This is a genomic window from Aeromonas sp. Marseille-Q7275, assembly GCF_965119515.1.
This window is the reverse complement of sequence record NZ_CBCPLW010000003.1, coordinates 106,681-122,500: the sequence shown is the minus strand read 5'-3', so window position 1 is coordinate 122,500 and position 15,820 is coordinate 106,681. Positions and strand designations below refer to the sequence as shown.

At 62.5% G+C, this 15,820-nt stretch carries 15 protein-coding genes; 9 read left to right on the top strand and 6 right to left on the bottom strand.

Annotated elements, in window-relative coordinates; all coding sequences use genetic code 11:
* Positions 1-307: 307 nt before the first annotated feature.
* The 4 genes from hemG to pepQ are packed head-to-tail and all read right to left on the bottom strand — an operon-like array spanning position 308 to position 4,273.
* The gene (hemG, locus tag ACWPWQ_RS04410) at positions 308-832 is read right to left on the bottom strand and encodes a menaquinone-dependent protoporphyrinogen IX dehydrogenase (protein ID WP_161507752.1); all 525 of its coding nucleotides are present in this window, start codon (positions 830-832) and stop codon (positions 308-310) included.
* Positions 833-839: 7 nt separating this feature from the next.
* Complete coding sequence (locus ACWPWQ_RS04405; RefSeq protein WP_139438646.1) at positions 840-2,297, bottom strand: TrkH family potassium uptake protein; 1,458 nt, start codon at positions 2,295-2,297, stop codon at positions 840-842.
* Positions 2,298-2,333: 36 nt separating this feature from the next.
* Positions 2,334-2,951 (bottom strand): YigZ family protein, encoded by a 618-nt coding sequence (locus ACWPWQ_RS04400; RefSeq protein ID WP_454009095.1) that lies wholly within the window; start codon positions 2,949-2,951, stop codon positions 2,334-2,336.
* Entirely contained in the window at positions 2,951-4,273 is a 1,323-nt protein-coding gene (gene pepQ / locus ACWPWQ_RS04395) for a Xaa-Pro dipeptidase (RefSeq protein WP_404837411.1), read from the bottom strand. The genes ACWPWQ_RS04400 and pepQ overlap by 1 nt, the downstream gene beginning before the upstream one ends.
* A 196-nt stretch (positions 4,274-4,469) precedes the next feature.
* Between pepQ and ACWPWQ_RS04390 the strand changes: the two genes are divergently transcribed.
* The 7 genes from ACWPWQ_RS04390 to ACWPWQ_RS04360 all read left to right on the top strand — a co-directional run bounded on the left by ACWPWQ_RS04390 (position 4,470) and on the right by ACWPWQ_RS04360 (position 13,869).
* Positions 4,470-6,407 (top strand): acetoacetate--CoA ligase, encoded by a 1,938-nt coding sequence (locus ACWPWQ_RS04390; RefSeq protein ID WP_454009094.1) that lies wholly within the window; start codon positions 4,470-4,472, stop codon positions 6,405-6,407.
* A 204-nt stretch (positions 6,408-6,611) separates the two neighbouring features.
* Entirely contained in the window at positions 6,612-8,759 is a 2,148-nt protein-coding gene (gene fadB, locus ACWPWQ_RS04385) for a fatty acid oxidation complex subunit alpha FadB (protein ID WP_454009093.1), read from the top strand.
* A gap of 21 nt (positions 8,760-8,780) precedes the next feature.
* Positions 8,781-9,944 carry an acetyl-CoA C-acyltransferase FadA gene (gene fadA / locus ACWPWQ_RS04380; RefSeq protein ID WP_454009092.1) on the top strand — a complete coding sequence of 388 codons (1,164 nt, stop codon included), beginning with the start codon at positions 8,781-8,783 and terminating at the stop codon, positions 9,942-9,944.
* Between the two features lie 285 nt (positions 9,945-10,229).
* Positions 10,230-10,952 (top strand): response regulator, encoded by a 723-nt coding sequence (locus ACWPWQ_RS04375; protein ID WP_162519278.1) that lies wholly within the window; start codon positions 10,230-10,232, stop codon positions 10,950-10,952.
* Positions 10,953-11,021: 69 nt separating this feature from the next.
* The gene (locus tag ACWPWQ_RS04370; RefSeq protein ID WP_454009091.1) at positions 11,022-12,467 is read left to right on the top strand and encodes an ATP-binding protein; all 1,446 of its coding nucleotides are present in this window, start codon (positions 11,022-11,024) and stop codon (positions 12,465-12,467) included.
* Positions 12,468-12,472: 5 nt separating this feature from the next.
* A complete protein-coding gene (locus ACWPWQ_RS04365; protein WP_342059778.1) occupies positions 12,473-12,607 on the top strand; it encodes a hypothetical protein in 135 nt (44 codons plus the stop codon).
* On the top strand, positions 12,604-13,869 hold the full coding sequence (locus ACWPWQ_RS04360) for an ABC transporter substrate-binding protein (RefSeq protein ID WP_454009090.1): 1,266 nt from the start codon (positions 12,604-12,606) through the stop codon (positions 13,867-13,869). Before ACWPWQ_RS04365 ends, ACWPWQ_RS04360 begins: the two co-directional genes overlap by 4 nt.
* Positions 13,870-13,914: 45 nt before the next feature.
* On the opposite strand, the gene ACWPWQ_RS04355 is transcribed toward ACWPWQ_RS04360, so the two are convergent.
* Positions 13,915-14,106: a hypothetical protein gene (locus ACWPWQ_RS04355; RefSeq protein WP_025328793.1), complete on the bottom strand. Its 192-nt coding sequence runs from the start codon at positions 14,104-14,106 to the stop codon at positions 13,915-13,917.
* Positions 14,107-14,277: 171 nt separating this feature from the next.
* Between ACWPWQ_RS04355 and tusA the strand changes: the two genes are divergently transcribed.
* Both tusA and ACWPWQ_RS04345 read left to right on the top strand, forming a co-directional pair.
* On the top strand, positions 14,278-14,523 hold the full coding sequence (gene tusA, locus ACWPWQ_RS04350; protein WP_042642635.1) for a sulfurtransferase TusA: 246 nt from the start codon (positions 14,278-14,280) through the stop codon (positions 14,521-14,523).
* A gap of 21 nt (positions 14,524-14,544) precedes the next feature.
* A complete protein-coding gene (locus tag ACWPWQ_RS04345; RefSeq protein WP_454009089.1) occupies positions 14,545-14,889 on the top strand; it encodes a RidA family protein in 345 nt (114 codons plus the stop codon).
* 144 nt (positions 14,890-15,033) lie between these two features.
* On the opposite strand, the gene ACWPWQ_RS04340 is transcribed toward ACWPWQ_RS04345, so the two are convergent.
* A complete protein-coding gene (locus ACWPWQ_RS04340) occupies positions 15,034-15,690 on the bottom strand; it encodes an OmpA family lipoprotein (RefSeq protein WP_247627755.1) in 657 nt (218 codons plus the stop codon).
* Between the last annotated feature and the right edge of the window lie 130 nt (positions 15,691-15,820).

Sequence of the window (15,820 nt, the reverse complement as noted above, 5' to 3'; positions counted from 1 at the left end):
TGCTTGATTCAAATTGTTAAAGAGCGTCACGCTTATCGCGTTGAGGAGGCGCATCTTACGCCCCTCACTTCGAAAGTCAAGCGGTTGTTTTCGCTTTTCTTTCGGCGCCCACTTCGCAAGGAAGCTGGCTCATCAGTTCGGCGTGTTCCGCCGTGCTGGTAGGGGCGCATTATAGGGAGCCGCGCCGGGATGACAAGGGTAAAACAGCAAAAAAAGGCACTTTTTGCTGTTTGGTGGTTCAAACGCCTATTTATCAAACAAAACGCCCCGCATAAGCGGGGCGTCAACGAGCAAGGGTGCGGATTTGCTACCTTTTTGACCAGAACTCCCGGGCAAAGGCGCGTACCTTTTCCCAGTCGGTGAATTCGATGTCCTGGCTGGTATCCGTACTGCCACCGGTGATCGTCATGATCAGCTGGATGATGCGGGTCTGCCACCAGTTGTAGCGGGAGTATCGCAGCGCACCGGCAAACACCCCCAGCGTTTTCGGCTTCCACGGCGAGAGACGCAGAAACTTCTTCATATAGGCATTGGTCTGTGGTGTCTGCTTCTCGGGCTTGCGCGCCGTCAGGTTGACACAGAAGAAGGCGGCGTTGGCCACTTCCAGCTGTTCATGGTGAGCATGAATAAAGCTGAGCAGACTGGGGTGGAAGTTGCCATAGCGGATGGAGGCACCGATCAATACCTTGGCATATTTGCTAAGGTTGCACATCGGCAGGGTGTGCAGATCCTGCATCACCACTTCGCATCCTGATATCTCCTCCAGCATGACATCCACAATTTTCCGCGTTTGCCCGTCCCGGGAAGAATAAAGCACCAAAATCTTGTCCATACCAACCTCAACTACGCCAGAATGCAGGAGTAAACAGTACCAGAAGTGTGAATATTTCCAATCGGCCAAACAGCATGGCGACCACCAGGATCCACTGTGCCGTCGCCGAGATATTGCCAAAGTTGCTGGAGACCTCGCCCAACCCGGGCCCCACGTTGGTGAAGGCGGCCGCCACCGCCGTGAACGCGGTCACCTCGTTCAACCCTGTCATCAGCAACAGCAGCATGAAGATGAAGAACAGGATGATGTAGGTGGCGAAGTAGCCCCACACCGCCTCGACGATCCGCTCCGGCACCGCGCGCCTCCCCAGCTTCAGGGTATAAATGGCCCGCGGGTGCACCAGTCGCTTGAGCTCGCGCATCCCCTGCAGGAACAGGATCATGAAGCGCATCACCTTGATGCCTCCCCCCGTGCTGCCGGCACAGCAGCCAATAAAGGCCGAGAACATCAGCAACATCGGCAGGAAGGAGGGCCAGTCGGCATAGCTGGTCGTGCTGTAGCCCGTGGTCGTGCCAAGGGAGACCGCCTGGAACAGGCCGTGGTTGAGCGCCTCCTGCCAGGTGGCGTAGTGACCGTGGAACAGCAGGGAGACGAAACAGATCAGCACCAGCACACCCTGGATCCCCAGGAACACCTTCAATTCGGAGTCCCGAAGATAGCTGCTCAATCGCACTGGCTTGTGGGCGAACACCATGAAATGCAGGGCGAAGTTGACGCTGGCCAGCAGCAAGAACAGCACAGTGATCAGGTTGATGGCCGGGCTGTTGAAGAAACCTATGCTGGCATCGTGGGTCGAGAAGCCGCCCACCGACAGGGTGGAGAAGGAGTGGCAGATGGCATCGAACAGCGTCATTCCCGCCATCCAGTAAGCCAGGGCACAGAGGGTGGTCAGCAACAGGTAGATGAACCAGAGCGCCTTGGCCGTCTCGGCGATGCGTGGGGTCACCTTGTTGTCCTTGACCGGCCCCGGGATCTCGGCGCGATAGAGCTGCATTCCCCCGATGCCCAGCAAGGGCAGCACGGCCACCGCCAGCACTATGATCCCCATGCCCCCCAGCCATTGCAGCAGCTGGCGGTAGAACAAAAAGGCCTTGGGCAGGCTGTCCAGCCCGGTCAGCACTGTCGCCCCCGTGGTCGTCAGGCCGGAGAATGATTCGAAGAAGGCCTCAGAGACCGACATGTTCGGCACGTCGCTGATGATGAAGGGGACGGCCCCCACACTGCCCAGCACCACCCAGAACAGCACCACTATGAGGAAACCCTCCTTGGATCTGAGGTCTTTCTTATGATGGCGATTGGGGAACCAGAGCAGGGTGCCGAGCAGGAGGGCGATGAAGAAGGAGTTCACAAACTCGGCACCGCCCCCATCGCGATACCCAAAAGCAACCATCGCTGGCAGCAGCATGGTCGAGCTGAACAGCGCGACCAAGAGACCGACGATACGAATGATGCTCAGAATCTGCATTCCGGCTCCCCCTTCAGGCTAAAAGAGCGATGGATTCTAGCCATCTAAGGGGCGAAGAGATACCCGGCCATGGGTTCGGTCTGTCATTTCCTGATCCACCTGACTCCAGATGACCGCATCCCAGGCCACCTGCAGACGAACCTGCTGACCATAATCGGCGGCCAGCAACTGGCCCTGATGGGTCGAGATCAGGGCTTCCACCACCCCCATGTCGCCATAGTCGCAGCAGATAAGGGAAGGAGTTTGCTGGCGCTTGATGCGGGTCTCGAGCCGCTTGAGCGCCGCCCCCACCCCGCCGCCATAGGCCCTGACCAGGCCGCCGGTCCCGAGCAGGACGCCACCGTAGTAGCGCACCACCACGGCCGCGACCTCGCCGATACCGGCCCCCATCAGCTGGGCCAGCATGGGCTTGCCGGCTGTGCCCGAGGGTTCGCCGTCATCGCTGAAGCCATAGACCTGGCTGTCTTGCGGCGCCCCGGCGACGAAGGCCCAGCAATGGTGCCGGGCCGTCGGGTGCTGCCGCTTCACCTCGGCGATCCAGGCCTTGGCGGCCTCGACCGTCGGCGCATGGGCAATCAGGGTGATGAAGCGACTCTTCTTGATCTCCTCGCAAAGCTCCAGCGGCTCAGCCGGTATGGCATAGTCTGCGGCCATCAGAGCCCTGCTTGCCTGGTGAGGTTCTCCACCCCGTCCCCATGCAGAACCACGTTGTCCTCGATCCGGATGCCACCGAAGGGGCGCAGCGCCTCGACCTTGTTCCAGTTGACCCGTTTGCCCTGCTCGCCGCGGCGTAGCGGCTCCAGCAGGCTGTCGATGAAGTAGAGGCCGGGTTCTATGGTGAACACCTGCCCCACCTCCATCACCCGGGTACAGCGCAGGTAGGGGAACTGCTCGGGCGCCGCCAGATGGGTACCCCGCTCGTCCTGCATGAAGCCACCGGCATCGTGCACCTGCAGGCCGAGGAAGTGGCCGAGGCCATGGGGGAAGAACACATTGGTCACCCCGGTGTGGATCATCTCGTCCACCGACATGTCCACCAGCTCGGTGGCCTGCAGCAAGCGCGCCAGTCTGTGGTGCATCTGCAGGTGCAGCTCGCTGTAACGGCGGCCGGGTTTGATCTCCGCGATGATCTCCTGCTGCTGCGCATCCAGCGCCGCGATGAGATCGGCAAACTCGCCCCGACGCCAGGCCCAGGTGCGGGTGATGTCGGAGGCATAGCCGTGATAATCCGCCCCGGCATCGATGAGGAAGGAGTGGCGCTCCGCATCCGGCACCCGCTGGGTCGACAGATGGGTGTAATGAAGGATGGCCGCGTTGCGGTTGATGGCGACTATGTTGCCGTAAGGCGCCTCATTGGCCCCCTGCCCGACCGCCTTCATGTAGGCGAGGTTGATCTCGAACTCGCTCGCCCCCGCCATGAAGGAGTCCTTGGCCGCGATGTGGCCACGCACCCCGAGTCGATTCGCCGCCCGCAGACACTCCAGCTCATAGGGCGTCTTGTAGGCACGGTGGTAGTGCAGGTAATTGAGCACAGCCTCCGGATTGGGCTGCCCCAATCCCACCAGCTGGGCCACCTCGAGATGACCACCCAGATAGGCCCACTCCTGCTTGTCGGCTGGCAAGTGCTCCGCCACCTGTTCCGGCCTGGTCAGGAAGCGGATGTCGAAGAAATCGACCCAGAAGGCATTGGGCAGATCCGCCACCTTGTGCCAGAAGTCCACCGGCCGGTAGAACAGCAGCACCGGCTTGCTCACCCCGTCCACCAGCAACCAGCAGTGGGGATTGTCCAGTACCGGCAACCAGGCCTTGAAGTGAGGATTGACCTTGAAGGGGTAATCCTGGTCGTCGAGGAAGATGCGGTGAGTCTGGCCTGAATGAATGGCCAGTCCGCTGAGCCCCTGCTGTTGCAGTATGTCGCGGGTGCGCTGCTGCAGGGTGTCGAGATGCTGGGCAAAAAGTTGACTGTAACTGCTCATGGCGTCCTGCTCCGGGCAAATGTGACTTCAGCATAACATCAAGCGAATCAGGGCTCGAGCCGTCAGGCTGCCGCTTCGTGAGGTAACGCATGGGTCAGGGGGTTTTTGTTATGAAACGAAAACCTTCGATTAACAAATAAAGAACAATTCAATACACTGCCGATAGACAGTAGATATCAGCAGTCAGGAACGATTCATGCAAAACCTTTGTCTGTGGACACCGGATCAGGACAGGATGCAGCACTCCAACCTCCACCAGTTCATGGCCGAGGTCAACCACTTCCACGGCCTGCAACTGCGCAGCTACGCCGACCTCTATCAATGGTCGGTGGAGAAGACCACCCGTTTCTGGCCACTGGTGTGGCAGCACTGCGGTGTCAAGGGAGAGCTGGGCGACATAGTGGCGGAGAACCGCCAGGATATGCAGCGCGCCCGCTGGTTCCCCGACAGCCGGCTCAACTTCGCCGAGAACCTGCTGCGCCGCCAGGACGAGAGCCCGGCCATCATCTCCCGCATCGAGGGTAGCCCAAGCCAGACCTTGAGCTGGCGCGAGCTGGCAGATCAGGTCGCCCGGCTGGCTCAGTGGCTGCGCGGCCAGGGCATAGGCCGTGGCGACGTGGTGGCGGCCTACCTGCCCAATATTCCGGAAACCGTCGTTGCCATGCTGGCCACCACCAGCCTGGGTGCGATCTGGACTTCCACCAGCCCCGACTTCGGCGAAGCCAGCGTGGTGGAGCGCTTCGGCCAGACCCGGCCCAGGGTGCTGTTTGCAGTGGATGGCTACCGCTATGGCGGCAAGGCCATCGACATTCAGGCCAAGGTCGCCAGCGTGGTGAGCCAGTTAGACAGCATAGAGCAGACTGTGGTGATCCCTCTGCTCGGCAACCCGCTGCACCTCGGTCACGACTGGCATCAGGTGCTGGCCAGTCAGCCCGGGGGCCAGCTCGCCTTCGAGCCCATGGCCTTCAACGACCCGCTCTACATCCTCTATTCGTCCGGCACCACCGGCAAACCCAAGTGCATAGTTCACGGCATAGGCGGCACCCTGCTGCAGCACCTGAAAGAGCACCAGCTGCACTGCGACATCAAGCCAGGGGAGAGAATCTTCTACTTCACCACCTGCGGCTGGATGATGTGGAACTGGCTGGTGAGCGCCCTCGCCTCCGGCGCCACCCTGGTGCTCTACGACGGCTCGCCGTTTTACCCGGACGGCAACGTGCTCTGGGACCTCGCCCGTGACGAAGAGGTCAGCCTGTTCGGCACCTCCGCCAAGTATCTCGATGCGTTGCATAAGCAGGGTTATGCCCCCATCAAGACCCACGCACTCCCCGCCTTGCGGCAGATCTGCAGCACGGGCTCCGTGCTGTCGCCGGAGGGGTTCGACTACGTCTATCAGCAGATCAAGACAGATGTACAGCTCAGCTCCATCTCAGGCGGCACCGACATCTGCTCCTGCTTCGTCATCGGCAACCCGCTCAGCCCCGTCTATCGCGGCGAGAGCCAGGGGCGCGGCCTTGGCCTCGCGGTGCAGGTGTTCAACGAGGCCGGCCAGCCGGTGCAGGGGGAGAAGGGCGAGCTGGTCTGCACCAAGCCCTTCCCGGCCCAGCCCATCTACTTCTGGGGCGACGAGAACGGCGACAAGTACCACGCCGCCTACTTCGAGCGCTTTGACAACGTCTGGTGCCACGGCGACTGGATCGAGCTGACCCCGACCGGCGGCATCCTCTTCTACGGCCGCTCCGACGCCACCCTCAACCCAGGGGGCGTGCGCATCGGCACCAGCGAGATCTACCGCTACGTGGAGCAGCTCGACGAGGTGGAGGAGAGCATCGTCATCGGCCAGCAGTGGCAGCAGGACGAGCGGGTAGTGCTGTTCGTCAAGCTCAAGGCGGGATGCAAGCTGGACGAGCCCCTGCGCGAGCGGATCCGTCAGCAGATCAAACGGCACTGCACCGCCCGCCACGTACCGGCCCGCATCCTGCAGGTGGACGCCATTCCCCGCACCAAGTCCGGCAAGATAGTCGAGCTGGCGGTGCGGGAGGTGGTGCACAACAGGCCCGTCAACAACACCCATGCCCTCGCCGACCCCGAGGTGCTGAACCAGTATCGCGACAGGCCGGAGCTGGCCAGTTGATAAACGACTCATATCCAGAGCAGGCGCCGCAAGGCGCCTCTCGTTTGCCCGTTTTGTGATGAGGAGCTTTTACTCGAGATCTGTTAAACAAATGTTTTAAATAGGTGTTGAAAATGTCTCCTTTTGGATCAATAGTGAGCCTCGCCCCCTGCTGGGGAGAAAGGAGCAAAGCCCCCCACCGCGTGGGAACAAGGAGACACTCTCATGATCTACCAAGGCGAAACCCTGTCGGTCAGCTACCTCGAAGACGGCATTGCCGAGCTGAGGTTTGATGCCCCGGGTTCAGTCAACAAGCTGGATCGCGCTACCCTGCTCTCGCTGAGCGAAGCGATCGCCGCATTACAGCAACAAGCCGATTTGAAGGGTCTGATCCTCACCTCCGGCAAAGACGCCTTTATCGTCGGCGCCGACATCACCGAATTCCTGGAACTGTTCAGCCTGCCGCAAGAAGATCTGCTCGGCTGGCTGAAAAAGGCCAACGACATCTTCAGCGCCATCGAAGATCTGCCGGTGCCGACCCTGTCCGCCATCAAGGGCCACGCCCTGGGCGGCGGCTGCGAGACCATACTCTCCACCGATTTCCGTCTGGCTGACACCAGCGCCAAGATAGGCCTGCCCGAGACCAAGCTCGGCATCATGCCGGGCTTTGGCGGCACAGTCCGTCTGCCGCGCCTCATTGGCGCCGACAACGCCCTGGAGTGGATCACCACCGGCAAGGATTACCGTGCCGATGACGCCCTCAAGGTGGGTGCCATCGACGCCGTGGTCACCCCCGCAGCGCTGCAGAGCGCCGCCGTGCAGATGATGAGAGACGCCATCGCAGGCAAGCTGGACTGGCAGAGCCGTCGCGCCGCCAAGAAGGCGCCGCTGCGCCTCTCCAAGCTGGAAGCCATGATGAGCTTCACCACCGCCGCCGGCATGGTTGCCGCCGTGGCCGGAAAACACTATCCGGCGCCCATGACCGCAGTCAAAACCGTCGAGGCCGCCGCCGGCATGAGCCGCGACGAGGCGCTCAACGTCGAGGCGCAAGGTTTCATCAAGCTGGCCAAGACCGACGTGGCCAAGGCGCTGGTCGGCATCTTCCTGAACGATCAGCACATCAAGGCACTGGCCAAGAAGGCCGCCAAGCAGGCGAACAAGGCCATCGGCCACGCCGCCGTGCTGGGTGCCGGCATCATGGGGGGCGGTATCGCCTACCAGTCCGCCAGCAAGGGCATCCCGGCGGTGATGAAGGACATCAACGAGAAGGCGCTGGCGCTTGGCATGGGCGAGGCCACCAAGCTGCTCAACGGCCAACTCGAGCGCGGTCGCATCGACGGCATCAAGATGGGCCAGGTGCTCTCCGCCATCACCCCGACCCTCAGCTATGACAACGTCAAGCATGTGGACGTGGTGGTCGAAGCCGTGGTCGAGAATCCCAAGGTGAAGGCCGCCGTACTGGGCGAAGTGGAAGGGATCATTGGCGAAGACGCCGTGCTCGCCAGCAACACCTCCACCATCCCCATCTCCCTGCTGGCCAAGGGACTGAAGCGCCCCGAGAACTTCTGCGGCATGCACTTCTTCAACCCGGTGCACCGCATGCCCCTGGTGGAGATCATCCGCGGCGAGCAGACATCGGACGACACCATCAACCGCGTGGTGGCCTACGCCGCCGCCATGGGCAAGTCCCCAGTGGTGGTCAACGACTGCCCGGGCTTCTTCGTCAACCGCGTGCTCTTCCCCTACTTCTTCGGCTTCAACAAGCTGGTCGCCGATGGCGCCGACTTCGCCGCCGTCGACAAGGTGATGGAGAAGGAGTTCGGCTGGCCCATGGGCCCCGCCTACCTGCTGGACGTGGTCGGCATCGACACAGGTCACCATGCCGGTGACGTCATGGCCCAGGGCTTCCCGACTCGTATGAGCAAGGAAGGGCGCACCGCCATCGACGTCATGTATGACGCCAGCCGCTTCGGCCAGAAGAATGGCAAGGGTTTCTACGCCTACGAGCAGGACAAGAAGGGCAAGCCGAAGAAGGTGGCCGACGCCGCTGCCTACGAGCTGCTGGCCCCCATCGCCAAGGCGAAGCAGGAGTTCGACAAGGACGCCATCATCGCCCGCATGATGATCCCCATGATCAACGAGGTGGTGCTCTGTCTGGAAGAAGGCATAGTTGCCACGCCAGCCGAGGCCGACATCGCGCTGGTCTACGGTCTGGGCTTCCCTCCCTTCCGCGGCGGCGTGTTCCGCTATCTGGATACCATAGGTCTGGATCGCTACGTGGCCATGGCCGACCAGTATGCCGATCTGGGCCCGCTCTACCGCGTCAGCGACAAGCTGCGCGAGATGGCCGCCCAGGGCAAAACCTTCTACTGATTGCGGAAAGGAGATCCATTCATGAAAGACGTAGTCATTGTCGACTGTATCCGGACCCCCATGGGCCGGTCCAAGGGCGGCGCCTTCCGCAACGTGCGTGCAGAAGATCTGTCCGCGCACCTGATGAGCTCCATCCTGCTGCGCAACCCCAACCTCGACCCGAACGAGATCGAGGATATCTACTGGGGCTGCGTGCAGCAGACCCTGGAGCAGGGCTTCAACATCGCCCGCAACGCCGCCCTGCTAGCCGGCATCCCGAAGCAGGTGGGAGCGGTCACCGTCAACCGCCTGTGTGGCTCCAGCATGCAGGCGCTGCACGACGCCTCCCGCGCCATCCAGGTGGGTGATGGGGACATCTTCATCATCGGCGGCGTCGAGCACATGGGTCACGTGCCCATGAGCCACGGCGTCGACTTCCACCCCGGCATGGCGAAGTCGGTGGCCAAGGCCTCCGGCATGATGGGGCTGACCGCCGAGATGCTCGGCAAGCTGCACGGCATCAGCCGGGCGCAGCAGGACGAGTTTGCCGCCCGCTCCCATCGCCGCGCCCATGCCGCCACCGTGGAAGGGCGTTTTGCCAGGGAGATCGTCGGGCTGGAAGGCCATGACGCCAGCGGTGCCCGCTTCTTCTACGACTACGACGAGGTGATCCGCCCGGAGACCACGGTCGACACCCTGAGCCAGCTGCGCCCGGTGTTTGACCCGATCAACGGCACCGTCACCGCCGGCACCTCCTCGGCCCTGTCAGACGGTGCCGCCGCCATGCTGGTGATGAGCGCTGACCGCGCCAAGGCGCTGGGACTCACCCCCCGCGCCAGGGTGCGCGCCATGGCCATCGCCGGCTGTGACGCCGCCATCATGGGTTACGGCCCGGTGCCGGCCACCCAGAAGGCGCTCAAGCGTGCCGGTCTGACCGTCGGCGACATCGACCTGTTCGAGCTGAACGAGGCCTTCGCCGCCCAGTCCCTGCCCTGCGTCAAGGATCTTGGCCTGCAGGATCTGGTGGACGAGAAGGTGAACCTGAACGGCGGCGCCATCGCCCTGGGTCACCCGCTGGGCTGCTCCGGCGCCCGCATCTCCACCACCCTGATCAACCTGATGGAGGAGAAGGATGCCACCCTGGGGGTCGCCACCATGTGCATCGGCCTGGGTCAGGGCATAGCCACAGTGTTCGAGCGGGTGTGATCCAGGGGGCTCACGCCAGGCGTGAGCCCCCATTGTCTTGTTGGGGGTCGGCCCGTCCGGCCCGTTGTCGAGCCTGTGGAGCGCACCACACGGGGTGCGCTCCTGCCGTCGGAATCTGCGTGTTGGCCGGCCCGTTTGGGTCGGCCTTTTTTATTCCGTTATCCCGATCAGGGCCAATTCGGGGGCTATATTGCCCATAACTTCACATTAGAGGGGGGCCTTGCTTGCTTTTTGCTCCCCCGACAGGTTCAATCTGCACAAAAAAATGGGTGGATGCACATACATATGTCAACGAGCAAACAACTGCTTATCGTCGACGACGATCAGGAGATCCGCGAGCTGCTCAACGAATACCTGACCCGGGCGGGTTTCCAGGTATTGACGGCGGCAGGAGGCGACGAGATGCGCCAGCAACTCGCCCAGCACAGCCCGGACCTCATCATTCTGGACATCATGATGCCCGGCGACGACGGCTTTACCCTCTGCCAGCAGATCCGTCGCGACTCCCAGGTCCCCATCATCATGCTGACCGCTGCCTCCGATGAGGCGGATCGGGTGATCGGCCTCGAACTCGGCGCCGACGACTACATCGCCAAGCCGTTCAGCCCGCGCGAGCTGCAGGCCCGCATCAAGGCGCTGCTGCGCCGTGCCGAATTCCGCCAGCCGGAGAAAGAGAAGGAGCCGAGCCGCCGCCTGCGCTTCGCCGACTGGACCCTGGACACCCTGAGCCACCAGCTGACCCACGATGACGGCAGCCTGCTGGATCTCTCCGGCAGCGACGCCCTGCTGCTCGGCATGTTCCTGCAACAGCCCGGCGTGGTACTGGACAGGGACACCATCTCCGATGCCACCCGGGGCCGCGAGAGCCTGCCCATGGAGCGCGGCATCGACGTGCAGATCAGCCGTCTGCGCCAGAAGCTGGGTGACAACGGCAAGAGCCCGCGCATCATCAAGACCATACGCGGCAGCGGCTACATGCTGATCGCGGAAGTACACGAGATCCCGTGAAAGGGGAGAGGCAAGCGGCGCGGCTCAGAGGCAGGGCCAGATGCTGACTGACAAGAGGCACCCAATCCCATGAGAAGTCGGCGATTCTGGCAGGCACTGATCCCCCGCTCCCTGCTGTCACGGATGCTGCTGTTGCTGCTGCTCGCCATCCTGCTCTCCCAGACCATACTCACCGGCATCTGGATGCAGCAGATCCAGAAGCGGGAGCTGGAGGGCATGCTCAGCACCACCCGCAACCTGGCGCTCTCCGCCGCCTCCACAGTCAACTTCTTCAAGTCCCTGCCGCTGCAGTACCGCCACATCGCCCTGGACCAGCTGCGCAACATGGGGGGCAGCCGCTTCTTCGTCTCCCTGAACGAGGAAGAGATCCACATCAGCGCCATCCCGGACAGCGAGCGCAAGACGCTGGTGCTGAAGGAGGTGGAGGAGGTGCTGACCCGCAAGCTCTCCGACGCCATGGCCATCAAGGTGGACTTCTCGCGACCCGAGGAGCTGCACGTCTTCAACAACGACACCCTGCTGGCGGATCTGCCCTCCTCCTGGGCCCGCTACACCCTGTCGCTGGAGCCCATCAACCCGCCGGTGCTGGTGACCCAGATCGAGATAGAACCGGGGGAGTGGCTCTATCTGGCGGCCCTGCTGCCCGCCCCCTACATGACGCTGGATGACACCGTCATGCCGAGCAACCAGGTGCGCTTCATCGCCCTGATGACCGTCTTCCTCTGCTTCTTCACCTTCATGCTGGTGCGCTGGCAGACCCGGCCCCTGCGCCGGCTGGCCAAGGCGGCGGTCAACCTCGGCAAGGACATCGACCAGCCCTCCCTCAAGGAGGAGGGCGCCTCCGAGATAGTGGCGGCGACCCGTGCCTTCAACATCATGCAGCAGCGCATCCGCCGCTTCATAGACGACAGGGAGCGGCTGTTCAGCTCCATCTCCCACGATCTCAAGACCCCCATCACCCGGTTGCGGCTGCGGGTCGAGCTGCTCGACGACGAGGCCCAGATAGCCAAGTTCAACAAGGATCTGGACGAGCTGGAGCTGATGGTGAAGGGGGCGTTGCAGACGGTGAAGGAGACCGACATTCACGAGAACCTCGAGCTCATCGACATCAATGCCCTGCTGGAGCAGATGGCGGAGTCCATGAACCTGCACGAGGATCTGCTCACCATAGAGGGGCACTGCAAGTGGCCCTATCGCGGCAAGCTGCTGGCCCTCAAGCGCTGCATCGGCAACCTGGTGGACAACGGCATCAAGTACGGCCATCGGGTGCGCGTCATCCTGATGGATGACGAGGAGATGCTGATCCTCTTCATCATGGACGAGGGCCCCGGTCTGCCGGAGGATCAGTTCGAGCGCATCTTCGAGCCCTACTACCGCCTCAGCACGGATTCTTCCGGAACCGGCCTGGGTCTTGGCATCGCCCGCAACATAGCCCACGCCCACGGCGGCGATCTGGTGCTGGAAAATCGCCCCCAGGGCGGCCTGCAGGCCACCCTCTCCCTACCAAGGCAGTAAAGCTTATGAAGTGGTTGTCGTTTTCTGTCATCGCCCTGTTATCCCTGCCCGTCGGCGCCTCCCAGCGCGTCGGGGTGCTGCACGGGTGGCGTGCGGTCGGCACCGGCCACTCTCCTTCCATCAAGGCAGTCACAGTATGAAGTTGTTCCCGTTTGCCATTGTCGCCCTGCTCTCCCTGCCCTCCCTGCCCGTCGGCGCCTCCCAGGTGGAGGTGTTGCACTGGTGGACCTCCGGCGGCGAGGCCAAGGCGGTAGAGGTACTCAAGTCGGAATGGGCCGAGCAGGGCAACCAGTGGAACGACTTCGCGGTGCAGGGCGGCGGCGGCAAGAGCGCCATGACGGTGCTGAAAAGCCGGGCGCTGGCGGCCAACCCGCCGGAGGCGGCACACCTCAAGGGATATGAGCTGCACGAGTGGGCCAGCCTGGGTTTCCTGCGCGACCTCAGCCCCATGGCCGAGCACCTCGGCTGGTACCCGCAACTCTCCCCCATGGTCCGTGACACCCTCAGCCAGAACGGCGCCCTGATGGCGGTGCCCACCGGCATCCACAGAGTCAACTGGCTGTGGCTCAACCGCAAGCTGTTCGAGCGGCTGGGGCTGACACCCCCCACCGACTGGGTCCAGTTCGTGGTGGTGGCGGACAAGCTCAAGGCGCAGGGCGTCACCCCGCTGGCCATCGGCAACGAACCCTGGCAGCTCGCTGTGCTGTTCGAGACAGTGGCGCTAGGTGAAGGGGGCAAGGCCTTCTATCGCAAGGCCTTTCTGGAGCAGGACAGCGCCACCCTGACCGGCCCCGACATGGTGCGGGTGCTGACCCGCTTCCAGCAGCTGCGCGCCTATGTGCCGGAAAAATACGCCGGCCTGAAGTGGCACCAGGCCACCAACCTGCTGGAGAGCGGCGGTGCCGCCATGCAGATCATGGGGGACTGGGTGAAGGGGGAGCTGAGCGCCGGCAACTACAGACCCGGTGAGGACATCGACTGCCTGCCAAGCCCGGGGAGCCAGGGCCTCTTCAGCTACAACCTGGACTCCATCGCCATGTTCAAGCAGCGGGATCCGGCCCAGCTGCAGGCCCAGGGCGAGCTGGCCCGCCTGCTGATGACACCGCGCTTCCAGGAGGAGTTCAACCGGGTGAAGGGCTCCATCCCGGCGCTCACCAAACCGGACATGAGCAAGTTCGATCGCTGCGCCATCCGCTCCTATCAGGACTTCCTCCACGCCGAGCAGCAGGACAACCTGCTGCCCAGCATGGCGGAGGGGATGGCGGTTCCGACCAACATGCGCCAGGGGATCATGGATGTGCTGAGCAGCTTCTTCAACGACCCCAACGCCAACCCGGAGCAGACGGCGCAGCAGCTGGAGCGCGCCATGCGCTCGACCCGCTCGGGCGCGGAGCAGAAATGACAAAGGCGGACATCGTCCGCCTTTGTGGGTGAATCGTCATCCGATTCAGGATTGATCGTTCTCGTCCTCATCCTCGTCGTAGTAGTCGCTGAGCTCGATCCAGAGCCCCAGCCCTATCATCACCATGGACCCGAACCAGGTGCCGGTGTTTCCGATCGGGCTGCCCAGCACTATCATGGCGAACGACAGGAACCCCATGCCTGCGTAGGCTTGCAATCTGCCGTAGGAGACCTGCATATTCACACCTCCTTGTTGAATATGGTTCAATTTTTATATTACTCATCGGGCAAGGTCTGGATAGAGCCGGATCACACTTTGGTTACATATGCTGCTCGAACACCCTCAGATTTGATTATTTTTTCGCCTTGAGTATCATTGGCAGCTGAATTGGTTGAAGGTTGATTATTGATGAGTGCTTTATTCTGCGATGCAACTCATGAGTTGGACGCGATCGGGCTTCGTTGCCCTGAACCCGTGATGATGGTTCGCAAGAAAGTGCGGCTGATGGCCGAAGGCGAGACCCTGCTGGTCAGTGCCGACGATCCTTCCACCACCCGCGACATCCCGAGTTTCTGCCGCTTCATGGATCACACCCTGATCGCCAGCGAGACAGAGCAGGCCCCCTATCGCTATCTGATCCGCAAGGGTCAATGAGCCCCTGTACCGGAGCAATCCATGACGATTACCCGAATCGGCACCACGGCCCGCTGGTCTGATGTTGTCATCCACAACGGCACCCTCTATGTGGTGGAAGTCCCCGCCACCGACGAGGCCGACATTCACCAGCAGACCCGCGAAGTGCTGACCAGTCTGCAACGCCTGCTGGAGGCCAACGGTTCCGGGGTCGGCAAGATCCTGATGGCCAACATCTATCTCAAGGACATTGGCGACATCGCCGCCTTCAACGCCCAGTGGGATGCCTGGATACCGGCTGGCACCGCACCCGTTCGCGCCTGCGTACAGGCCCGTCTGGCCCACGAAGGCTACAAGGTGGAAGTGCAGCTGACCGCCGCTGTCTAAGACACGGTTCGCCCCTCATCCCCGGCCCTTCTCCCGCGAGGGGAGAAGGGAGAAAAGAGCACCGATACCATAGGGCCACAGCACCCATAGCAAAAGGCCCCGCCAGTAATGGCGGGGCCTTTTCGTTACCGGCAACCGGGCGACTCAGGCAGTCGGGGTCAGGGTGATGGTCACACGACGGTTCTGGGCCTTGCCGGCGGCGGTGCTGTTGGTGGCAACCGGCTGATCCGGGCCCACGCCGCTGGTGGAAATGCGGCTGCCGGTCACGCCCTGACCGATCAGCTGGGCGGCGACGGCGTCGGCACGCTGGGCGGAGAGCTTCATGTTCAGCTCGCGGGAGCCGGTGCTGTCGGTGTGACCGACCACGTTCAGGCGAGTCTTGTCGAACTCGGCCACCACCATGGCCACGCCGGACAGGGTGTTGGCACCGGCGGCTTTGAGCTGGGCGCTGGAGCTGTCGAAGGTGACGTTGTTCGGCATGTTGAGGATCAGCTGATCACCGTTGCGGGTCACGCTGACGCCGGTACCCTGCAACTTCTCGCGCAGCTTGGCTTCCTGCACATCCATGTAGTAACCGATACCGCCACCCAGGGCGGCGCCAGCGGCCACGCCGGTCAGGATCCCTTTCTTGCGATCCCCCTTGCTGGAGGAGAGCGCACCCACGGCAGCGCCGGTGGCGGCACCGGCCAGTGCGCCCCAGGCACCCTTGGAGGTCTGGGATTCACCAGTATAGGGATTGGTGGTGCAGCCTGTCATGGCGATGGTCAGGGCAAGCGCAGGAACCAGTTTCTTGAAATGCATGAAAAAACCTCTGAAAAAGAACGACTCTAGCCGATGGCCGCGCATTCTACCCCAGAGAGGCGCCAGAGTGTGACGCGCGCATTGCGGATATGAACAAGGGGGCCAAAGCCCCCCTGTGTCATGCCGTGAA